Source organism: Streptomyces sp. NPDC001393 (assembly GCF_053597455.1).
This window is the reverse complement of the sequence record NZ_JBSFIH010000040.1, coordinates 1-21535: the sequence shown is the minus strand read 5'-3', so window position 1 is coordinate 21535 and position 21535 is coordinate 1. Positions and strand designations below refer to the sequence as shown.

The following is a 21535-nucleotide window of genomic DNA, read 5'->3' as shown; positions in this document are numbered from 1 at the left end:
CGGTGGACGCCACCGTACTGCCGGTGCCCGACGAGGTCACCGAGCGCAAGGGCCCCGGGGGCACCGCCTATCTGCGGTACGTGGCGGTCAAGGCGGGCGGGGCCGTCGTCTCGCTGCTCGCCGTGCTCGTCACCGGGTTCTTCCTGTTCCGGCTGATCCCGGGCGATCCGGTCAGGACGATGACGGGGGGCCGGCCGGTCTCGGCCCAGCAACTGGCGGAATACCGGCGGGAGTTCGGACTCGACCAGCCGCTCTGGCAGCAGTTCACGGACTACTGCGGCAAGGCGCTCACCGGTGACCTGGGCACCTCCTACCAGTTCCGCACCCCCGTCATCGACAAGATCACCGAGGCGCTGCCGAACACCCTGCTGCTCACCGGCACCGCGTTCGTGCTCTACACCGCGCTCGGCCTGGTCCTCGGTACCCGCGCCGCGTGGCGCCGGGGGCGGCCGGCCGACCGGTTCCACACCGGTCTGGCCCTGACGCTGTACTCGGTGCCGTCCTTCTGGCTGGGACTGCTGCTCATCATCGTGTTCGCGGTGGGGGCGGGCCCGATCCCGGGTCTCTTCCCCACCGGCGGCATGGAGTCGGGCGGCCGGCACGGACTGGCGTACGCCGTGGACGTCGCCCACCATCTCGTCCTGCCCGTGGTCACGCTGGTCGCGGTCGAGTACGGGCAGACGCTGCTGGTCGCCCGCTCCGCGCTGCTGGACGAGATGGACAGCGACTATCTGACGACCGCGCGGGCCAAGGGACTCCGCGACGACCTGGTCCGGCGCCGGCACGCCGTGCCCAACGCGCTGCTGCCCACCGTCACGCTGCTGTTCGTCAACCTGGGCCGGACGGTCGCGGGAGTCATCCTGGTCGAGACCGTGTTCTCCTGGCCCGGCCTGGGCGGCCTGTTCTACCAGGCGCTCAGCGTGCCCGACCTGCCGCTCGTGCAGGGCCTGTTCCTCTTCTTCGCCTCGGCGGTGATCGTCATGAACACCCTGGCCGACCTGGTCTACCCGCTGCTCGACCCAAGGGTGGGCCGGACATGACCACGGAAGCCGTCGCGAACGCGAACGCCCGTGTGCTGGCCTGGCAGCGCCGACGGCAGGCCGCCGTACGGTTCTGGCGGCAGTACCGCTCCCGTCGCGCGGGCCTCGTCGGTCTCGCCGCCCTCGCCGCCTTCGTCCTGCTCGCGCTCACCGCACCGGTCACGGTCGGCTCGGACGTGGCGAGCGTGACCGGCGCACCCGGGCGGCCGCTGCAGGGCCCGAGCGGTGCGTTCCCGCTGGGCACGGACCGGTTCGGCCGGGATCTGCTGGGCCTGCTGGTGTGGGGCGCGCGCGTCTCACTGCTGGTCGGGCTGCTGGCGGCGGTGCTGTCGGTGGCCATCGGCGCAGTGGTGGGCATCACCGCCGGTCACTTCAAAGGCACGTTCGCCACCGTGATGATGCGGATCACCGACTGGTTCCTGGTGATGCCGACCCTGGTGCTGGCCATCGCGCTCGCCACCGTGATGGCCCGCTCGCTGGGCACGGTGATCCTGGCCATCGGTGTCACCTCCTGGCCCACCACGGCACGCCTGGTCCGGGCCCAGACACTGGCGGTCGAGTCACGGCCGTACATCGAACGGGCCAAGGCGCTCGGCGGCGGGCACTGGCACGTCATGACCCGGCATGTGCTGCCCAACGTGATGCCGCTGATCCTCGCCCAGACGACCCTGATGGTCTCCTCCTCCATCCTCGCCGAGGCGACCCTCGCCTTCCTCGGGCTCGGTGATCCGACGGTGGTGTCCTGGGGCGGGCTGCTCCAGGACGCGCGGGAGACGGGGGCGGTCAGCTCCGGCGACTGGTGGTACCTGGCGCCGCCCGGCATCGCCGTCGCGGGCGTGTCGCTGGCGTTCACGCTGTGCGGGCGGGCGGTGGAGTCCGTGCTCAATCCCAGGCTGGGGGTGTCCCGTTGACGCTGCTGGAGGTCCGGGGCCTTGAGGTCACCTACCCGGGCGGGGCAGCCGCCGTACGGGGTGTGGACCTGTCGCTGGCGGCCGGGCAGACGCTGGGCATCGCCGGCGAGTCGGGCTGCGGCAAGTCCTCCCTCGCGCTGGCGCTGCTCCGGCTGCTGCCGGCCGGCACCGAGATCGCCGGTGAGGTCCTGCTGGACGGCGAGGATGTGCTGGCGATGCGCTGGGGGCGCCTTCGGGCGGTCCGCTGGGCGGGGGCGTCGATCATCTTCCAGGGAGCCATGCACTCCCTCAACCCGGTGCACCGGGTCGGCGACCAGATAGCCGAGCCGATCCTGCTGCACGGCGGGGCGGGTGCGGCCGCCGCCCGGTCGCGGGCCGCGGAGCTGCTGGAGCAGGTCGGGCTGCCGGCGGCCCGGGCGGCGGCGTACCCGCACGAGCTGTCCGGCGGGCAGCGGCAGCGCGTGATGATCGCCATGGCGCTGGCATGTGCTCCCCGGCTGATCATCGCGGATGAACCGACGACCGCGCTCGATGTGATGGTGCAGGCGCAGATCCTGCGGCTGATCGGCCGGCTGGTCGCCGAACAGGACCTGGCGCTGGTCATGATCAGCCATGACCTGGCCGTGCTGGCCGACACCTGCGACCGGCTGGCGGTGATGTACGCCGGCCGCGTGGTGGAGCAGGGCCCCGCGCGGGCGGTGTACGAGGAAGCGCGGCATCCCTATGCCGCGGCCCTGTCGGAGGGCTTCCCGCGCATCGGCGACCCCGCCTCCCGCTTCGCTCCCCGCGGTCTGCCCGGCGATCCTCCCGACCCCGCCGCCCTGCCGCCGGGCTGCGCCTTCCATCCGCGCTGCGCGGTGGCGCTGCCTTCGTGCGCGACCGAGGACCAGGCCCTGCGGGAGGCCGGGCCGCAGCGCCGGGCGGCGTGCGTGCACGTGGGCGCGGGAGCGGGACCCGCGGCGAAAGCGGGGCGGCCGTCGGGGCGGCCGGAATCACCGGAAGCGAGGCGGCCGGCCGAACCCACCCCGGCGGGACGGCCGGCATCACCAGGAGCGAGCGGTCCGGCCGGGCCCACGCCGACTGCGCCCGCAGAACGCCCCGAGCCGACGGCCGAACCAGCCCCGGGCTCGGCGGAGAACCTGAGGAGCAGCTTCGATGACGCACACGGATGAGGGCATCGTCGACGGCAAGCACAACCCCGCCGACCGGTCCGCGGCGCCCGCGGCGGCACCGGCGCCGGACCTGCCGCCCCTGCTCAGCGCCCGTGGGCTGCGAGTGGCCTTCCCCGGCCGGCACGGGGGCACGCCCGCCCGCGCGGTGGACGGGGTCGACCTCGACGTCCGGCCCGGTGAGATCGTGGCGCTGGTGGGCGAGTCGGGGTGCGGCAAGTCGACCCTCGCCCGGGCGTTGCTGGGGCTGGTACGGCCGACGGGAGGGCAGGTGGCCTTCGCCGGGCAGCCCCTGACGTACTCGACGCGGGCCCTGCGGTCGTACCGCCGTCGGGTCCAGCTGGTGCTGCAGGATCCCACCGGCTCCCTCAACCCCCGGCACACGGTGTACGACGCGGTGGCCGAGGGCCTGCGCATCCACGGGCACGCCGGGGACGAACGGGCGGCGGTCGCCGAGGCCCTGTCCCGGGCCGGGCTGCGCCCACCGGAGCGGTTCTTCCTGCGCTACCCGCAGGAGCTGTCCGGCGGCCAGCGGCAGCGAGTGGTGATCGCGGGCGCACTCGTGCTGGAGCCCGAACTCCTGGTCGCCGACGAGCCGGTGGCCTCCCTGGACGCCTCGGTACGCGGCGAGATCCTGGCCCTGCTGCTCCGGCTGCGCGCCGACCTCGGTCTGGCGGCACTCGTCGTGACGCACGATCTGGGGCTGGCCTGGAACATCGCCGACCGGGTGGCGGTGATGTACCTGGGCCGGATCGTGGAGACGGGCACGGTGGAGCAGGTGCTGACGGCCCCTCGGCATCCGTACACACAGGCGCTGTTGTCCGTGCTGCCGGAGGCCCCGGGGGAGCCGGTGGTGCTGACCGGCGAGCCCCCGGACCCCGCCCGCATCCCCTCCGGCTGCCGCTTCCGTGCCCGCTGCCCGGTCCTGGGCTCCGGCGAGGCGGAACGCCTGGGCGTAGCACAGGCGTGCCGGGGCGAGGACCCGGGGATCCTCGGCCCGGAGCCGAAAGGGCAGGTCGCCTGCCACTGGGCGCGGGCCGGAGCAGCGGGCCGGACGCCCGCCGAACCCACCGACGCGGTCGAGCCACCACCGGGCGCCTGCTGAGGGCCTCGGCAGGACACGCAGGCGCGCTGCGGTGCGTCCGCCGGAAAACGCCGGTTGCCGACACCCTCGTACCGTGCGAAAACGCCGGTTGCCGGCACCCCCGTACCGTGCGAGGGAGCCGGCAACGCCGTCGTCACGCGCGTCAGGCCGCGTGGACCACGTTCTTCTCCTCGGCGAAGTGGCAGGCCGACTCGTGGGCCACCGGGGAGTCCAGGCCCTGGAACCGCTCGGGCACAGCGAGCAGCGGGACCTCCTCGGCGCACTTGTCCTGGGCCTTCCAGCAGCGGGTGCGGAAGCGGCAGCCCGAGGGCGGGTTGGCCGGGGACGGGACGTCGCCGGTGAGGATGATCCGGTCGCGGTGCTCGCGGGCCTCCGGATCCGGGACCGGGACGGCGGAGAGCAACGCCTGGGTGTAGGGGTGCGTCGGGTGGTCGTAGATCTGCTCGTCGGTGCCGATCTCGGCCATCTTGCCGAGGTACATCACGCCCACGCGGTCCGAGATGTGCCGGACGATCGACAGGTCGTGCGCGATGAAGATGTAGGACAGGTTGAACTCGTCCTGCAGTCGCTCCATCAGGTTGATGACCTGCGCCTGGACGGAGACGTCCAGCGCGGAGACCGGCTCGTCGCAGATGATGATCTCGGGGTTGAGCGCCAGGCCGCGGGCGATGCCGATGCGCTGGCGCTGACCGCCGGAGAACTGGTGCGGGTAGCGGTTGATGTGCTCCGGGTTGAGGCCGACGACGTCCAGCAGCTCCTGCACCTTGCGGCGCCGTTCACCCTTCGGGGCCACCTCGGGGTGGATCTCGAAGGGCTCGCCGATGATGTCGCCGACCGTCATCCGCGGGTTGAGCGAGGTGTACGGGTCCTGGAACACCATCTGGATGTTCCGGCGCACCGCCTTCAGGGCGCGGCCGGACAGCTTGGTGATGTCCTGGCCCTTGTAGAACACCTCGCCGGCGGTGGCCTTCTCGAGGTTCATCAGCAGCTTGGCGACGGTGGACTTGCCGCAGCCGGACTCGCCGACGATGCCCAGGGTCTCGCCCTGGAAGAGGTCGAAGGAGACGCCGTCGACCGCCTTCACGGCGCCGATCTGACGCTTGATCAGAATGCCCTGGGTGAGCGGGAAGTGCTTCACCAGGTTGCGCACCTGCAGGATCGGCTCCCCGCGCCCGACCGGAGCCTCGATGGCGGCGACGGCCGCCTCCTCGGTGGGTGCCTCGACCTTGTCCACCGGCGCGGTGTTCGGGGTCTCAGCCGCGTCCCGGGCCGTGGGCTCAGCCATGGAGGGTCTCCTTCCAGAAGTGGCACGCGCTGCGGCGGCCGACCAGTTCCCGGTCCTCTTCACCGGTGAGCTGGGTGAGCTGCGGGATGTCCGTACGGCACACGTCCTGCGCCTTCGGGCAGCGCGGGTTGAAGGCGCAGCCGTCCGGGATCCGCAGCAGGTTGGGCGGCAGGCCCTTGATCGCGTACAGCTCCTGGCCCTTCTGGTCCAGGCGCGGGATCGACTCGAGCAGACCCTGGGTGTACGGGTGGGCGGGCTTCTTGTACAGCTCGTGCACCGGGGCGGTCTCGACGATCCGGCCCGCGTACATCACCGCGATCTTGTCCGCGACGTCGGCGACCACGCCGAGGTCATGGGTGATCAGGATCAGGCCCATGTTGAACTCGGCCTTGAGCTCCGCGAGCAGGTCCATGACCTGGGCCTGGACCGTCACGTCGAGTGCGGTGGTCGGCTCGTCGGCGATGATCAGGTCGGGTTCCAGGGCGAGCGCCATGGCGATCATGATGCGCTGGCGCATACCCCCGGAGAACTGGTGCGGGTAGTCGTTGACCCGCGCCGCCGCGGCCGGGATCTTCACCCGGTCCATCAGCTCGATGGACTTGGCCTTGGCCTCCTTGCGGGACATGCCCCGGTGCACCCGGAACATCTCGCCGAGCTGGTAGCCGACGGTCAGCACCGGGTTGAGCGAGGAGAGCGCGTCCTGGAAGATCATCGCGATCTCGGCACCGCGGATCTTCCTGCGCTCCTCACCGGACATCTTCAGCATGTCCTGACCGCGGAAGAGGATCTCGCCCTGCGGGATGCGGGCCGGCGGCATGTCCAGGATGCCCATGATCGCCTGCGCGGTGACCGACTTGCCGGATCCGGACTCGCCGAGCACGGCGAGCGTCTCGCCCGGTCGGACGGTGTAGTTGACGCCGTTGACCGCCTTCGCCACACCCTCCCGGGTGTGGAACTCGACGTGCAGGTCACGCACTTCCAGCAGGGGCGTCTGCTCGTCGCCGGTGCCGCGGGCAGCGGGGACGGCGTCCTCGATGATGGTCATGGATTACGCCCTCCTCAGCGCAGCTTGGGGTCGAAGGCGTCGCGGACCACGTCGCCGAGCATGATGAACGCGAGCACACACAGGCTCAGCGCGCCGGCCGGGAACAGCAGGGCGTGCGGCGAGGTGAGCCAGCGGTCCTGGGCGTCACTGATCATCAGACCCCAGGAAATGGCCGGGGGCTGGACGCCGATGCCCAGGTAGGACAGCGAGGCTTCGGTGGCGATGTAGACGCCCAGGTTCATCGTGGAGACGACCACGATCGGGGCGAGCGTGTTGGGCAGGATGTGCCGGAAGGCGATCCGCATCGGACCCGCCCCGAGCGCCCGGGCGGCAGCCACGTAGTCGTTGTACTTGTTGCCGATGACCTCACCGCGCATGATCCGGTACACCTGCGGCCAGCCGAGGACCGACAGCACGACGGAGACGGTCCAGACGTTGCTGCTGCCGACCATCGACATGATCAGCAGACCGCCGATGAGGATCGGCAGCGCGTAGAAGATCTCCGAGAAGCGGGAGACCAGCGAGTCGATCCAGCCGCCCGTCAGGCCGGCCAGGATGCCGATGACGCCGCCGAGCAGAGTGGTCAGGATTGTGGAGACCACGCCGACGATGATCGAGTTGCGGGTGCCCCACACCGTACGGGTGTAGATGTCGCATCCCTGGACGTCGTAACCGAACCAGTGGCCGTGGCCCGGGCCGTTCAGCGAGTTCGTCAGGTCGCAGAAACCGTCGCTGAACGGAGAGCGCGCGGTGAACGTGCCCGGCGTGACGGCCAGCACCAGCAGGAACAGGATGATGAGGGCCGAGATGAGGAACATCGGCCGCTTGCGCAGGTCGTGCCAGCCGTCGCGCCAGAGGCTGGCGACGCGCTCCGGCTTGCCGTCCGGTTCCGGCGCCTTGGCCGTGGGGCCGTCGGCGGGCACGGGCCGTTCGATGATCTGTTCACTCATAGCGGATCCTCGGGTCGAGCACGGCGTAGAGGACGTCGACGACGAGGTTGGCCACCAGGTAGATCAGGATGAGCAGGGTGACCAGACCCACGATGACGGGCCCCTCGCGAAGAGAGACGGACTGGGCCAACTGACCGCCGATACCGGGGAGGTTGAAGACCCGCTCCGTGATGATCGCGCCACCCATCAGCGAACCGAGGTCCATGCCGAGGAAGGTGACGACGGGGATGAGGGAGTTGCGCAGCGCGTGGATGCCGATGACGCGGCGGCGCGGCAGGCCCTTGGCGATGGCGGTGCGGACGTAGTCCGAGCGCACCGACTCGATCATGCTGGTCCGGGTCAGCCGGGCGATGTACGCCATCGACGTGGAGGCCAGCACCAGACCGGGCAGCACATAGCTGGCGGGCCAGCCGTCCTCGATGCCCGCGACCGGCGTCAGCTTGAACTTGACGCCCATTTCGAGCTGGAGGACGTTGCCGAGCACGAACACCGGGATGGAGATCAGGAACAGCGTGGCGATGAAGACCAGGTTGTCCAGGAACTTCCCGCGCTTCAGCGCCGAGAGGATGCCGGCCAGGATGCCGATGACGGCCTCGAAACCGAACGCCGTCAGCGACAGCTTCAGCGTCACCGGGAAGCGCTGGGCGACGATGTCACTGATCGACCGGCCGGTGTAGGTGGTGCCCAGATCCCCTCGGAAGACGCCGGTGATGTAGTGCCAGTACTGCAGCACCAGCGGGTCGTCGAGGTGGTACCGCGCGCGCAGCACCAACCGAAGATGGGGGTCCTGCTTCTCGCCCATCAGGGCCCTGATCGGGTCGCCCGGCAGCAGGAAGACCAGGCAGTAGATGAGGAACGTGACGCCTATGAGTACAGGGATCGCCTGCAGCACACGGCGCACGACGAATCGGCCCATTGGTTCTCCAAGGAATGCTGGCCCGGCCGGCGCCCGGGGAAGGCGCTCGCCGGTCGGACCCAACGGCGAAGAGGGTGGGCGGGAGAGCCGTCTTGCTCCGGCGGTCTCCCCCACCCACCCCGTGGTCCGCTACTTCACGTCGCGGACGCGGTTCTCTGCTTCGCTCAGGCGAGCTTGACGCTCGTCCAGTCGATCTGGTGAGCGATGAGGTTCATCGAGTTGATCTTGTTGCTGAAGCCCGAGTTCAGGCGGTAGAAGTACACCGGGATGTACGGCAGGTCCTTCAGCAGGACGTCGTCCGCCTCCTGGTACTTCTTGATGGCCGCCTCCGGGCTGGTCGCCTGGTCGCCCTCGCTCAGCAGCTGCTCGAACTGCGGGTTGGTGTAGCCCGCGTAGTTCGAGCCGTTCTGGATGGCGTCCTTGGAGAAGATCGGGCGGAGGAAGTCCTCCATGTTCGGGTAGTCCATCTGCCAGCCCATACGGAAGGCGCCCTGGTACTTCTTGGCGTCCAGGTCGTTCAGGATGGTCTGGAACTGCTCGAACGGCTTGGGCGTCACCTTGACGCCGAGGGCCTTCTGGATCTGGTTGGCCACGGCCTCGACCCAGACCTTGTGGTCACCGTCCGCGTTGTAGCCGATCTCCAGGGAGTTGCCGGGCAGGCCGCCGGCCTCCTTGAAGAGCTGCTTCGCCTTCGTCGGGTTGTAGGTGCACGCGTCACCGCAGGCACCCTTGCGGTAGCCGTCGATCAGCGGCGGCATGTAGTCGTCGGCCGGGGTACGGGCACCGAGGAACACCTTCGACGCGAGGGTGTCCCGGTCGATGGACATGGAGATGGCCTGACGGATCTTCGGGTTCGCGAAGGCCTTGTTGTACTTCAGCGGGAAGCCGATGTAACCGGTCGCGCCCTCGGGCACGTCGATGGTGTGGCCCGGCAGGTCCTTCTTGTACGTGGCCAGACCCGAGGTCGGGATGACCGGGAGGACGTCGAGGTTACCGGCGACCAGGTCCTTGTAGGCGGTGTCCTGGTTCGAGTAGACCTTGAAGTCGATGCCCTTGACCTGGTACTGCGAGGCGTCGGGGTACTTGTCGTACTTGACGAGGCTGATGCCCTCGTTGTCGACGAAGGACGTCTTCGCCTCGAAGGGGCCGTTGCCGATCGGCTTCTTGCCGAAGCCCTTGGGGTCCTTGAAGAACGCCTTCGGCAGCGGCACGAAGCCGGTGAACGACAGCTGGGTCGGGAAAGCCGAGAACGGGGCCGTCAGCGTGACCTGGAGCGTGTTGTCGTCGACCGCCTTCAGACCGGACATCGTGTGGACCTTGACGGTCTTCTTCGGGCCTGGGTTGAGGTCCGTGTAGCCCTGGATGTGGCTGAAAAGGGCGTTGGTCTGCTGGGCGTTGGTCTGGTCGGCGCCGTAGTTCCAGGCGTCGACGTAGGACTGCGCGGTGACCTTCTCGCCGTTGTGGAAGGTGAAGCCCGGCTTCAGCTTGATCGTCCAGACCTTGTTGTCCTTCGTGGTGATGGACTCGGCCTCGTCGTTGACGATCTTGTTGTTCGGCGCGATCTTGGTGAGACCGGTGAACAGGGCGTGGATGACCTGGCCGCCCTCGGTCTCGTACGTGTTCGACGGCACCAGCGTGTTCTGCGGCTGGCCGATCTCGACCGACACCACGCCGTTGCTCTTACCGCCGGCATTGCCGTTGCCGGTGTCGCCACCGCCGCCACAGGCGGTCGCGCCCATGGCCACGACTATCGCGACCGCGGCCCACTTGGCGCCCTTGGCACCACGCATGGGGCTCCTCCTCAATGAGTCCATTGGTTCACCGCATGGAGGGGCACCCGGACGCGTCACCGTCACCGGTGCTTGCAATCGTCAGGTACCCCCGCGCTCGTGAAGTCGGCGCCGCCAGCGGCGTGACCCCTGTGATCCGAGCTCTACGCGCCTAACTATCTGCCATCCGAACCCGCCCGAACCACACCTTCTAGGTCTCGGTTCGATCACACCTGGCGAGAACTTCTTCCAAAATCCGGACAAACAGTTTGGCGAAAGATCCCTGCGAAACGGACGTGTTACGCAACTATCGGGCTGAGACGTCCGTATAGCGGACAGAGGGGAGTCAAAAACAGGTTGCGTGAAACGGCCGCATCAGCTTGTCGGGGGCGGGCGCGCGGACAGACCGACGCGCGGACCCGACAAGCCGCAGATTCCGGTCACCTTAACAACGGGATACGGCCACCCAGCCCGCAGCGGAGGATCTGACGCCCTGTTGTAGGGAAAACCCTCTATGCCCCTGACCGCTTCCGACGGCGGAAACGGCACGAGGGCCCGCCCGGCCACCGCCGGACAGACCCTCGTGTGCGTGCTCGGGCCGCGCAGGGCCCCGCGTCAGCCGTGCTTGGCCCTGCTGGCCGCGCGGGCGCGGTCACGCTGGTCCAGCACCACCTTGCGGATGCGGACCGCCTCCGGAGTCACCTCGACGCACTCGTCGTCACGGCAGAACTCCAGCGACTGCTCCAGCGACAGCTTGCGCGGCGGCACGATCGACTCGGCCACGTCGGCCGTCGAGGACCGCATGTTGGTGAGCTTCTTCTCCTTGGTGATGTTGACGTCCATGTCGTCGGAGCGGGAGTTCTCACCGACGATCATGCCCTCGTACACCTCGGTGCCCGGCTCCACGAAGAGCACGCCGCGCTCCTGAAGGTTCGTCATCGCGAACGCGGTGACGGCACCTGAGCGGTCGGCGACCAGCGAACCGTTGTTGCGGGTCGTCAGGGTGCCGAACCAGGGCTCGAAGCCCTCGTGGATGGAGTGGCCGATACCGGTACCGCGGGTCTGCGTCAGGAACTCGGTGCGGAAGCCGATCAGACCGCGGGACGGCACCACGAACTCCATGCGCACCCAGCCCGAGCCGTGGTTGGACATGTTGTCCATGCGGCCCTTGCGGACACCCATCAGCTGAGTGACCGCGCCCATGTGCTCCTCGGGCACGTCGATCGTCATGCGCTCGACCGGCTCGTAGACCTTGCCGTCGACCTCCTTGGTGACGACCTGCGGCTTGCCGACGGTCAGCTCGTAGCCCTCCCGGCGCATGGTCTCGACCAGGATGGCGAGCGCCAGCTCACCACGGCCCTGGACCTCCCAGGCGTCCGGACGGTCCGTCTCCAGCACGCGCAGCGAGACGTTACCGATCAGCTCGCGGTCCAGGCGGTCCTTGACCTGGCGGGCGGTGACCTTGCGGTCCTTCACGGCCGCCTTCGCGTCCGCGCCCTTGCCGGTGCCGCCCCGGCCGACCAGCGGCGAGGTGTTCGTACCGATGGTCATGGAGATCGCCGGCTCGTCGACCGTGATCAGCGGCAGCGGGATCGGGTTCTCGGTGTCGGCCAGGGTCTCGCCGATCATGATGTCCGGGATACCGGCGACCGCGCAGATGTCACCCGGACCGGCCTTCTCGGCGGGCTTGCGGGTCAGCGCCTCGGTCATCATCAGCTCGGAGATGCGCACGTTGCTGATGGAGCCGTCACGCTTGATCCACGCGACCGTCTGGCCCTTGCGCAGCTCGCCCTGCTCGACGCGGAGCAGCGCGATACGGCCGAGGAAGTTGTCGGCGTCGAGGTTGGTGACGTGGGCCTGGAGCGGGGCGGCCTCGTCGTAGGTCGGGGCCGGGATGTGCTCCAGGATCGTGGAGAAGAACGGCTCCAGGCTGTCGCTGTCGGCCGGGACCGTGCCGTTGTCCGGCTTGGTCAGCGAGGCGATGCCGTCACGGCCGCAGGCGTAGACGATCGGGAACTCGATCTGCTCCTCGTCCGCGTCCAGGTCCAGGAAGAGGTCGTAGGTCTCGTTGACGACCTCGTCGATCCGGGCGTCCGGGCGGTCCGTCTTGTTGATGCAGAGGATCACGGGGAGGCGGGCCTGCAGCGCCTTGCGCAGCACGAACCGGGTCTGCGGCAGCGGGCCCTCGGAGGCGTCCACCAGCAGCACGACACCGTCCACCATCGACAGACCGCGCTCGACCTCGCCGCCGAAGTCGGCGTGGCCGGGGGTGTCGATGATGTTGATGGTGATCGGGTCCCCGCCGTCCTTGGGGTGGTACTTCACCGCCGTGTTCTTGGCGAGGATCGTGATGCCCTTCTCACGCTCCAGGTCGTTCGAGTCCATGACCCGGTCGTCGACCTGGTCGAGCTGGTGGGCGGCGAACGCGCCGGCCTGCTTCAGCATGCCGTCGACGATGGTGGTCTTGCCATGGTCGACGTGAGCGACGATGGCGACGTTGCGGATGTCGTGACGCGTCATGGACACAGCCATAGGTTGCCGAACTCCCGGAGTGTGAGGATTGCCCTGCGCGTACGTCTGTGTCACGCGGGTCCTGCCGGGCTGGACACGCCACGGCCTCACCCCATGGTACGTGGCCCCGGCGGAGACGGCCTCCGCAGGGCGGTGTGATGATCTCCGGGGAGGTCAGCTGCTCGGGCTGGGCGAGGGCTTCGGAACCTTCGCGCCCTTCTTCAGGAAGCCCATGTCCTCGTAGACCGGCGTCTGGAATCCGAACGCTCCGGCGTTGACCAGGTTCTTGCGCACCGCCACGAGCTGCGGCCGCTGATACAGCGGGATCGAGGCGGCCGACGCCCAGATCCGCGAGTCCGCCTTGCGGATCAGCGACACCTCCTCACCCTCGTCCAGGGTGCCCGCGGCCTCGTCGAACAGCTGGTCCACCTGGTCCGTGCCGACCCGCGTGTAGTTCTGCTCGATGTTCAGCGAGCCGTCCGCCGCCGGCACCGGCTTCGCGTACACCGGCCGGTCGTCCGTCGCCGGGAAGGCGGAGGACGGCCAGGAGTACAGCGCGAGGTCGTAGTCGCCGGAGGCGATGTGGTCCTTGAAGTAGCTCGCGTCCGGGACCTTGCTGATCGTCGTCCGGATGCCGACCCGCTCCAGCATGGCCGAGATCCGCTCGGCGACCGCGTTCAGCGTCTGGGAGCCGGCGCCGGAGGGGAGCACGAAGCGGAGCAGGAGCGGCTTGCCGTCCTTGGCGAGCGGCTGCGTCGCGGCCGCCGGTGCGGCCGTGCCCTGGGGGGCGTACGCCCCCGGTGCACCCCCGTGCCTGCCCTCCTGGGCCAGGTGCCGGTCGCCCCCGTCCCCCCGTCCGCCGTTCTTGTTGTCCCCACCCTTGTCCCCAGCCTTGTCCCCGCCGTGGTCTCCCCCGCTGTCCCCGCCGTTGTCCGCCCCGCTGTCCCCGCCGACGATGTACTCGCCGTCCCTGCCTCCGTCGGACTTGTCCTCCTTGCTCTCCTCGTCCTTCTTGTGCTTCTTCTCACTCTCGGGGCCGGCCGCCTTCTGCCCCTTCTTCTGCGCCTTGATCGGGCCGCCCGGCACCCAGCCGGCGTCGGCGAGCAGCGCCTGCGCCTCCTTGGTGTCCTGATCGCCGATCGCGCTGCTGCTGTCGGCGTACGCGGCCTGTCCGGACAGGGCGAGATGGCTGCCGACCGGGACGGCGGGCAGGCCCAGTGGCGTGAGCACCAGCTTGGCCAGTTCCCGGCGGTCCAGGGCGCGCGCGACGGCCCGCCTGACGCGCTCGTCCGCGAGGGGCCCCGCGGAGCCGTTCAGGGCGAGCTGGGTGTAGGCGGGCTCCAGCGACCTGCGGACCTCGACGCCGCTCAGCGCCTGCTGCTCGTCCAGGTACTCGGAGATCGCCTTGCGCAGCTTCGTCCGGCCGGCCTTGACGTCGTCGGGGTCGAAGCCGTGCGCACGCGCCCACGCGCGCAGCTTCTTGACCGAGGTCTTGCCGGAGCCCTGCAAGGGGTTCGCCATGCCGTGGGCGGCGAGTCCGATCCGCTGGGCGTCGCCGGGGTCGACGTCGGCGAGGTCCACGCTGCCGTCGGCGAGCGCGGCGGCCCGCTTGTCGCGGGGTACGGCGTGCAGCACGATCTCGTTCAGCTTGGCGGGCCTGCCCCACCAGCGCGGGTTGCGGGTGAGGACGACGTTCTGCTGCGCGGTGTCGACCTTGTCCACGGTGAACGGCCCGGCGGTGACCTGCAGCTTGCGGCGGGCACCGTCGTTGAAGGCGCCCGGGGTGCCCATGACGTCCTTCGGGTACAGCGGGGAGAACAGCGACTTCCAGTCGGCGTAGGGGCGGGAGAAGGTGACCCGGACCTCGAGGTCGGTGGCGCCGCGCTCGATCTTCTCGATGCGGTCGTAGCCGGCGTTGCGGGCCGTCCAGTACGCGCTGTTCCTGCCGGACAGGGCCCGCCACTGGGCGACGAAGTCGGCGGCGCCGATCTCCCGGCCGTCGCTCCACACGGCCTGCTGGTTGAGCTTGTACAGCACGACCTGGCGCGGCTCGGTCTCGATGACCTTGGCCGACTCCAGGTAGGCGGGGTCGGGCACCGGCCGGCCACTGGCGTCCAGCCGGAACATCGACGGCAGCACGGCCTGGGCGACGCGGCTGGTGCCGGCGTCGGCATCGGCCTGGAAGGTGTTCAGGGTCTGCGGTACGGCGTCGACGGCCCACTTCACGGTCCCGCCGTCGGCGACCAGGTCACGGCCGGCGGGGGCGATGTCCTGCCCGGCGAGCGGCCTCGCGACCTTCTCGTCGGAGTCGCATCCGGCGAGGAGGGGCACCACGAGCGCGCCGGCGGTGAGGAAGGAGACCGAGCGCATCACGGCACGCAGTCCGACGCCGTCGTAGGACATCTCTGCTACCTCCAGGAAGCCGCGGGTTTATGCTCACATGTGTCGGAATGTGGAGCTGATCACCTTTGGCGGTATATGGAGCTGATCAGATCTATGCGGCCCACTGAAGAGGAAAGGATCCGGCCACCGCGGGCGACACGGCGAGGACGGGCGGTAACCCCACCCGTGTGGCGCAACACCACCGGAGATGCACCAGTGCGCCTCCGCCAATCGCTGCACACGCCTTCACACCGACAGGTGTGACGCGCAACACTCCAAGGCGCATGAACGTTGCCGCCCAGGGCCCGCCGGACCCGCGGAAGTGAGGGCAAGTCATGTCCGTGCACGACGACATCACCTCGGTCCAGCGCTCCATCGACGATCTGTACCGGTCGCTGGGACGCCTGGAACACCAGCTCGGCAGCGGCGGCCTGGAGATGCGCCGGGTCCGGCTGGACGCCGACCACCTGCGCGAGAGCGTGGCGCTGCTGCGCGAGGCCGCCGACACCCGGGAGACCCCGCGCCGCCCGGACCTCGTCACCATCTCCGACGCGCCCTACGACACGAGCCTGTGGGTGGGCTCGGACGACGAGGGCCTGGGCGCCCGCGACCGCCACGCCCCCTGATCCCCGAAGACCGGAGCCTGCCTTGGCCACTGGTACGGAACCCCAACAGAACAGCGGCGGCGTACGAACCGGTGCGCGCGCCGCGATCGCCGCTCCGCATCTGCGGACCGACCGCTGGTGGCTGGCGCCCGCCGTCACCGCGGCCGGTCTGCTGGCCTTCGTCGTCTACTCGACCTGGCGGGCCTTCGCGAACGCGGACTACTACGCGGCGCCGTACGTCTCGCCGTTCTACTCGCCCTGCCTGGCACAGAACTGCAAGAGCATGCCCTCGGGCCCGAACGCCGATCTCTTCGGCGGCTGGTGGGCGATCTCCCCGGCGATCATCATCCTGATCTTCCCGCTCGGTTTCCGCCTGACCTGCTACTACTACCGCAAGGCGTACTACCGCAGCTTCTGGGCGTCCCCGCCCGCCTGCGCGGTCGCCGAACCGCACCGGACCTACAGCGGCGAGACCCGCTTCCCGCTGATCCTGCAGAACGTCCACCGGTACTTCTTCTACGCGGCGATCCTGGTCGCGGGGGTGCTGACGTACGACACGGTGCTGTCCTTCCGCGACCCGCACGAGAACTGGGGCCACATGGGCCTCGGCACCGTCGTGTTCCTGGTCAACATCACGTTGATCTGGGCGTACACCGTCTCCTGCCACTCCTGCCGGCACATCGTCGGCGGCAAGCTCAAGCACTTCTCCCGACACCCTGTGCGCTACAAGGCCTGGCAGTTCGTCGGCCGGCTCAACGCCCGCCACATGCAGCTGGCCTGGGCGTCGCTGCTGAGCGTGGCGCTCGCCGACTTCTACGTCTATCTCGTCGCGTCCGGGGTCTTCGCCGACCCGCGCTTCTTCTAGGAACAGGTGAGCCGTCTGATGTCCGTGGTGGACCGCCAGGAGTGGGACGTCGTCGTGGTCGGTGCCGGCGGCGCCGGGCTGCGGGCCGCGATCGAGGCGCGCGAGCGGGGCGCCCGTACGGCGGTGATCTGCAAGTCGCTGTTCGGCAAGGCGCACACGGTGATGGCCGAGGGCGGCATCGCGGCGGCCATGGCCAACGTCAACGAGCACGACAACTGGCAGGTCCACTTCCGCGACACCATGCGCGGCGGCAAGTTCCTCAACCAGTGGCGGATGGCCGAGCTGCACGCGCAGGAGGCCCCGGACCGGGTGTGGGAGCTGGAGACCTGGGGCGCCCTGTTCGACCGTACGAAGGACGGCCGGATCTCCCAGCGCAACTTCGGCGGCCACGAGTACCCGCGCCTCGCGCACGTCGGCGACCGCACGGGCCTGGAGCTGATCCGCACGCTCCAGCAGAAGATCGTCGCGCTGCAGCAGCAGGACTTCAGGGAGACCGGGGACTACGAGTCGGGGCTGAAGGTCTTCCAGGAGTGCACGGTCACCAGGGTCCTGAAGGACGGGGACAGGGTGTCGGGCGTCTTCGCCTACGACCGCGAGACCGGCCGTTTCTTCGTCCTGGAAGCCCCCGCCGTGGTGATCGCGACGGGCGGGATCGGCAAGTCCTTCAAGGTCACCTCGAACTCGTGGGAGTACACCGGCGACGGCCACGCGCTCGCGCTGCTCGCGGGTGCACCCCTGCTGAACATGGAGTTCGTGCAGTTCCACCCGACGGGCATGGTCTGGCCGCCGTCGGTGAAGGGCATCCTCGTCACCGAGTCGGTGCGCGGCGACGGCGGGGTCCTGCGCAACTCCGAGGGCAAGCGGTTCATGTTCGACTACATCCCGGACGTCTTCAAGGAGAAGTACGCCGAGTCGGAGGAGGAGGCCGACCGGTGGTACGAGGACCCGGACAACAACCGGCGCCCCCCGGAACTCCTCCCCCGCGACGAGGTGGCCCGCGCCATCAACGCGGAGGTCAAGGCGGGCCGGGGCTCGCCGCACGGCGGGGTCTTCCTGGACGTGTCCACCCGCATGCCCGCCGAGGTGATCCGGCGCCGGCTGCCGTCCATGTACCACCAGTTCAAGGAGCTGGCGGACGTCGACATCACGGCGGAGCCCATGGAGGTCGGCCCGACCTGTCACTACGTGATGGGCGGGATCGCGGTCGACTCCGACACCGCGGCGGCCCGCGGGGTGCCGGGGCTGTTCGCGGCCGGTGAGGTGGCGGGCGGCATGCACGGCTCCAACCGCCTCGGCGGCAACTCGCTCTCCGACCTGCTGGTCTTCGGGCGCCGCGCGGGCTGGCACGCGGCCGAGTACGCGCAGGGGGTGGCGGACCAGCGTCCGCCGGTGGACGACACCCAGGTCAACACGGCCGCGGCGGAGGCCCTGCGCCCCTTCTCCGCGGAGGCCGACCGGGAGGGCGAGGCGGGCCCGCCGGAGAACCCGTACACCCTGCACCAGGAACTCCAGCAGACCATGAACGACCTGGTCGGCATCATCCGCCGCGAGGGCGAGATGGAACAGGCCCTGCAGAAGCTGGCCGAGCTGCGGGTACGCGCGCGCCGGGCCGGTGTCGAGGGCCACCGCCAGTTCAACCCGGGCTGGCACCTCGCCCTCGACCTGCGCAACATGCTCCTGGTCAGCGAATGCGTGGCCCGCGCGGCCCTGGAGCGCACCGAGTCGCGCGGCGGCCACACCCGCGAGGACCACGCCGCCATGGACCGCGCCTGGCGCAACGTGAACCTGCTCTGCACGCTCGCCGACCCGACCGGCGGCCTCGCGGCGACCGACCCCGCCCGGGGCCAGATCCGCCTCGCCCGCGAGACCACTCCCCCCATCCGCCCGGACCTGCTCGCCCTCTTCGAGAAGGAGGAGCTGGTCAAGTACCTCGCCGAAGAGGAGCTGTACGAGTGAGCAGCTACGAGGCCCGCTTCAAGGTGTGGCGGGGTGATGAGCAGGGCGGTGACCTGGAGGACTTCAAGGTCGAGGTCAACGACGGCGAGGTGGTGCTTGACATCATCCACCGGCTCCAGGCGACCCAGGCCCCCGATCTGGCCGTGCGCTGGAACTGCAAGGCGGGCAAGTGCGGTTCGTGCTCGGCGGAGATCAACGGCCGCCCCCGGCTGATGTGCATGACCCGCATGTCGGTGTTCGAGCGGTCGGAGACGATCACCGTGACACCGATGCGGGGCTTCCCGGTGGTCCGGGACCTGGTGACGGACGTCGGCTTCAACTACCAGAAGGCCAGGGAAGTCCCGGCCTTCGTACCGCCCGCCGGGCTCGGCCCCGGCGAGTACCGGATGATGCAGGAGGACGTGGACCGCTCGCAGGAGTTCCGCAAGTGCATCGAGTGCTTCCTGTGCCAGGACACCTGCCATGTCGTCCGCGACCACGAGGAGAACAAGACGGCGTTCGCGGGCCCACGCTTCCTGATGCGGATCGCCGAACTCGACATGCACCCGCTGGACGCGGCCGCCGAGACCGGCCTGGACCGCAAGCGCACGGCCCAGGACGAACACGGACTCGGTTACTGCAACATCACCAAGTGCTGCACGGAGGTGTGCCCCGAGGGCATCAGGATCACCGACAACGCGCTGATCCCCCTGAAGGAGCGCGCGGTCGACCGCAAGTACGACCCGCTGGTGTGGCTGGGTTCGAAGATCAGGAGGCGGTCTTCGTAGGCGACGTGGTCTTCGCAGGAGGCGTGGTCTTCGCAGGAGACGTGGTCTTCGCAGGAGACGTGGTCTTCGCAGGAGGCGTGGTCTTCGCAGGAGACGTGGTCTTCGCAGGAGGCGTGGTCTTCGCAGGAGCGGGACGGCCGGGGCGCCGGGGCGGTCACCGGACCCAGTCCTCCCGGTAGGCCGACGTATCCGCCCGGCCGTTTCCCCTGGTGTTCATTCCTGCCCCCCTGCCCCTCCCGTCCCCCACCCGTATCCGTCCCGCTCGCGAAGGCGCCTACCTGCCCATACGCTCCGAAATGTGACGTCCTCCCTGATCCGCGGCCGGCCCCGGCGCGCCAAGGCGCACATATGGGTGCGGGTGGCGCATGCCGTGCTGGGTGTCGTGGTCGGGGCCGGGTGGCTGGTGTTGCCGGTGATGACGGTCGGTGCGCAAGATCCGGTTCCCGTGGCGCCCACCGGTACCGTCGCGAGCTCCGCCGCGCCGCCGCAGGACGAGACGTCCACCACCGACCTCGTGCTGCCCCTGATCGCGGTGGTCGCCGCCGTGGGGCTGGCCGGGTACGGCTACCTGCGCCGCACCCGCCGCGCCCGCACCCGTACGACCCCCGGGATCGTCTCCGCCGCACCGCCCGCGCCCACTCCGGCCGACTCCGAGCGTCAGGCGCGCGCGGCGCTGGTCCTGGCCGACGACTGCGTGCGCACGAGCCGGGAGGAACTCACCTTCGTCCAGGGGCGTTTCACGGAGTCGGAGACCGAGCCCTTCGTCCATGCGCTGCGGGCCGCCGAGACCGAACTGTCGGCCGCGTTCGCGATCTGGCGGCGGTACGAGCAGGGGGTGCCGGAGGACGACGTGGCCCGGCGGCAGGCGCTGGTCGGTGTGGTGGGCCGGTGCGCGGAGGCGGGGCGCAGACTGGACGCGGAGGCTCCGGCCCTGGACCGGCTGAGGGAGCTGGAGGGGCCTGGACTGGCCGGGGCGCTGGAGGTGGCCGAGGGGCGGTTCAGGGAGCTTGCGGCGCGCACGATGACCGCCGAGGACACCCTGACCGCCCTGCACGACAGCTGCACGCCCGCGGCCACCGAGCCCGTCCTGGGCCACGTCGAACAGGCCAAGGACCGGCTGGTGTTCGCCACGGCCCAGCTCAACGAGGCACGCCAGAGGGCCGACGCGGGCGACGGCGCCCGGGCCGCCGCCCATCTGCGCCCCGCCGAGGGCGCGGTGGCCCAGGCCGACGTCCTGGTCACCGGGGTGGAACGGCTCGCCGCGGAGCTACGGGGGGCGGCGAAGCTGGTGCCGGCCGCGCTCACCGGCGCGGAGGCGGAGATCGCGGCGGCCCGGAAAGGCGGCGTGCCGGGTCCTCTGACCAGCGGTGAGCTGCACGCCCGGCTGGCCCACGCGGACCGTGTGCTGGCCGCCGTACGGCAGGAGTTGACGTCGGGCCCGTACGACCCGCTGGACGCTCTGCGCCGGATCGCGCGGGCGGTGGAGCGGCTGGAGACCGGCCACACCGGTGCGTCGTCCGCCGCGGCGCTGCTCGTGGCGAGGAGCTCCGTCGCCGGGGCGGAGGGCTTCGTCACGGTGCACCGGACCGTGGTGGGCCCGGAGGCCCGCTCACAACTGGCGGCGGCGGTACGGGCCCTGAGTGCCGGAGACCTCGCCCTGGCCGACACCCTGTCCCGGGAGGCCCGGGATACGGCGGAACGCGACGTACGGGCCCATGGCAACGCGTCCGTCGACTTGGAAGGCACCGACGTCACCTCGACGCCAGGCTTCGGCGGACCCCAGACCCGTGCACGTCCTGTCACATAACTGTTTCTGACTCCCCATAAGTCTCTTTGTACGATGGTCAGATCGCGATAGAGGTCGATCCGAACCATCGGTGCGGACGTACGGGGGCAGTGAGACGTGATCAAGCCGGAGGAGATCCCTGAGTTCACCGGTGATCTGGAGCAGTTGGAGAAGGACTACGGCGCGCTGAAGAAGGACGCCGGGAACATCCGCACCACGGGTGGGGATGTGCATTCGAAGTTCCAGGGGTTGTCGGCGTATTACAAGGCTCCGGAGGCGGAGAAGCTGTTCGCGTCGACGAAGCCGGTCTCCACGCGTGCGGACTCCTTCGCGTCGCATCTGGAGACGGTGGCCGGGGCGCTGTCGGGGTATGCGGCGGAGGTCCGTCCGCTGGTGGCGAAGCTGAGGCAGCTCAAGCAGGATGCGCAGGCGTTCGTCGACTCGGTCAAGGATGATCACGACTGGCAGTACGA

The 21535-nt window shown here is 69.8% G+C and carries 17 protein-coding genes and 1 pseudogene; 11 read left to right on the top strand and 7 right to left on the bottom strand.

Annotated features, from left to right (window positions below; genetic code table 11):
* The first annotated feature begins 2 nt into the window (after window positions 1-2).
* The 4 genes from ACWC2T_RS32240 to ACWC2T_RS32225 are packed head-to-tail and all read left to right on the top strand — an operon-like array spanning window position 3 to window position 4225.
* Window positions 3-1040, top strand: a complete 1038-nt coding sequence (locus ACWC2T_RS32240; RefSeq protein ID WP_450673877.1) for an ABC transporter permease — start codon at window positions 3-5, stop codon at window positions 1038-1040.
* Entirely contained in the window at window positions 1037-1951 is a 915-nt protein-coding gene (locus ACWC2T_RS32235) for an ABC transporter permease (protein WP_450673876.1), read from the top strand. The genes ACWC2T_RS32240 and ACWC2T_RS32235 overlap by 4 nt, the downstream gene beginning before the upstream one ends.
* Window positions 1948-3123 carry an ABC transporter ATP-binding protein gene (locus ACWC2T_RS32230; RefSeq protein ID WP_450673875.1) on the top strand — a complete coding sequence of 392 codons (1176 nt, stop codon included), beginning with the start codon at window positions 1948-1950 and terminating at the stop codon, window positions 3121-3123. The genes ACWC2T_RS32235 and ACWC2T_RS32230 overlap by 4 nt, the downstream gene beginning before the upstream one ends.
* Window positions 3107-4225, top strand: coding sequence for an ABC transporter ATP-binding protein (locus ACWC2T_RS32225; protein ID WP_450673874.1), 1119 nt, complete (start codon window positions 3107-3109; stop codon window positions 4223-4225). The genes ACWC2T_RS32230 and ACWC2T_RS32225 overlap by 17 nt, the downstream gene beginning before the upstream one ends.
* A gap of 142 nt (window positions 4226-4367) precedes the next feature.
* Here ACWC2T_RS32225 and ACWC2T_RS32220 read toward each other — a convergent pair whose 3' ends face one another.
* From ACWC2T_RS32220 to ACWC2T_RS32190, 7 genes are all read right to left on the bottom strand, one after another.
* A complete protein-coding gene (locus tag ACWC2T_RS32220) occupies window positions 4368-5510 on the bottom strand; it encodes an ABC transporter ATP-binding protein (RefSeq protein ID WP_450673873.1) in 1143 nt (380 codons plus the stop codon).
* Window positions 5503-6555, bottom strand: a complete 1053-nt coding sequence (locus ACWC2T_RS32215; RefSeq protein WP_450673872.1) for an ABC transporter ATP-binding protein — start codon at window positions 6553-6555, stop codon at window positions 5503-5505. Before ACWC2T_RS32215 ends, ACWC2T_RS32220 begins: the two co-directional genes overlap by 8 nt.
* 14 nt (window positions 6556-6569) lie before the next feature.
* Window positions 6570-7505, bottom strand: a complete 936-nt coding sequence (locus tag ACWC2T_RS32210; protein WP_450673871.1) for an ABC transporter permease — start codon at window positions 7503-7505, stop codon at window positions 6570-6572.
* Complete coding sequence (locus tag ACWC2T_RS32205; protein ID WP_450673870.1) at window positions 7498-8421, bottom strand: ABC transporter permease; 924 nt, start codon at window positions 8419-8421, stop codon at window positions 7498-7500. Before ACWC2T_RS32205 ends, ACWC2T_RS32210 begins: the two co-directional genes overlap by 8 nt.
* A 164-nt stretch (window positions 8422-8585) precedes the next feature.
* Window positions 8586-10211 carry a peptide ABC transporter substrate-binding protein gene (locus tag ACWC2T_RS32200; RefSeq protein WP_450673869.1) on the bottom strand — a complete coding sequence of 542 codons (1626 nt, stop codon included), beginning with the start codon at window positions 10209-10211 and terminating at the stop codon, window positions 8586-8588.
* Window positions 10212-10805: 594 nt separating this feature from the next.
* Window positions 10806-12722 (bottom strand): translational GTPase TypA, encoded by a 1917-nt coding sequence (gene typA, locus ACWC2T_RS32195; RefSeq protein WP_450673868.1) that lies wholly within the window; start codon window positions 12720-12722, stop codon window positions 10806-10808.
* 153 nt (window positions 12723-12875) lie between these two features.
* Entirely contained in the window at window positions 12876-15104 is a 2229-nt protein-coding gene (locus ACWC2T_RS32190) for an ABC transporter family substrate-binding protein (protein ID WP_450673867.1), read from the bottom strand.
* A 314-nt stretch (window positions 15105-15418) separates the two neighbouring features.
* Between ACWC2T_RS32190 and ACWC2T_RS32185 the strand changes: the two genes are divergently transcribed.
* The 7 genes and pseudogenes from ACWC2T_RS32185 to ACWC2T_RS32155 form a co-directional block, all read left to right on the top strand.
* A complete protein-coding gene (locus ACWC2T_RS32185) occupies window positions 15419-15709 on the top strand; it encodes a hypothetical protein (RefSeq protein WP_450673866.1) in 291 nt (96 codons plus the stop codon).
* 22 nt (window positions 15710-15731) lie between these two features.
* Window positions 15732-16553, top strand: coding sequence for a hypothetical protein (locus ACWC2T_RS32180; protein WP_450673865.1), 822 nt, complete (start codon window positions 15732-15734; stop codon window positions 16551-16553).
* An 18-nt stretch (window positions 16554-16571) separates the two neighbouring features.
* Window positions 16572-18509, top strand: coding sequence for a fumarate reductase/succinate dehydrogenase flavoprotein subunit (locus ACWC2T_RS32175; protein ID WP_450673864.1), 1938 nt, complete (start codon window positions 16572-16574; stop codon window positions 18507-18509).
* Window positions 18506-19276, top strand: coding sequence for a succinate dehydrogenase/fumarate reductase iron-sulfur subunit (locus ACWC2T_RS32170; protein ID WP_450673863.1), 771 nt, complete (start codon window positions 18506-18508; stop codon window positions 19274-19276). Before ACWC2T_RS32175 ends, ACWC2T_RS32170 begins: the two co-directional genes overlap by 4 nt.
* A gap of 23 nt (window positions 19277-19299) precedes the next feature.
* Window positions 19300-19455, top strand: coding sequence for a hypothetical protein (locus tag ACWC2T_RS32165; RefSeq protein ID WP_450673862.1), 156 nt, complete (start codon window positions 19300-19302; stop codon window positions 19453-19455).
* Between the two features lie 119 nt (window positions 19456-19574).
* On the top strand, window positions 19575-21083 hold the full coding sequence (locus ACWC2T_RS32160) for a hypothetical protein (protein ID WP_450673861.1): 1509 nt from the start codon (window positions 19575-19577) through the stop codon (window positions 21081-21083).
* A gap of 96 nt (window positions 21084-21179) precedes the next feature.
* Window positions 21180-21535, top strand: a pseudogene (locus ACWC2T_RS32155) (ADP-ribosyltransferase); the annotation flags it as partial.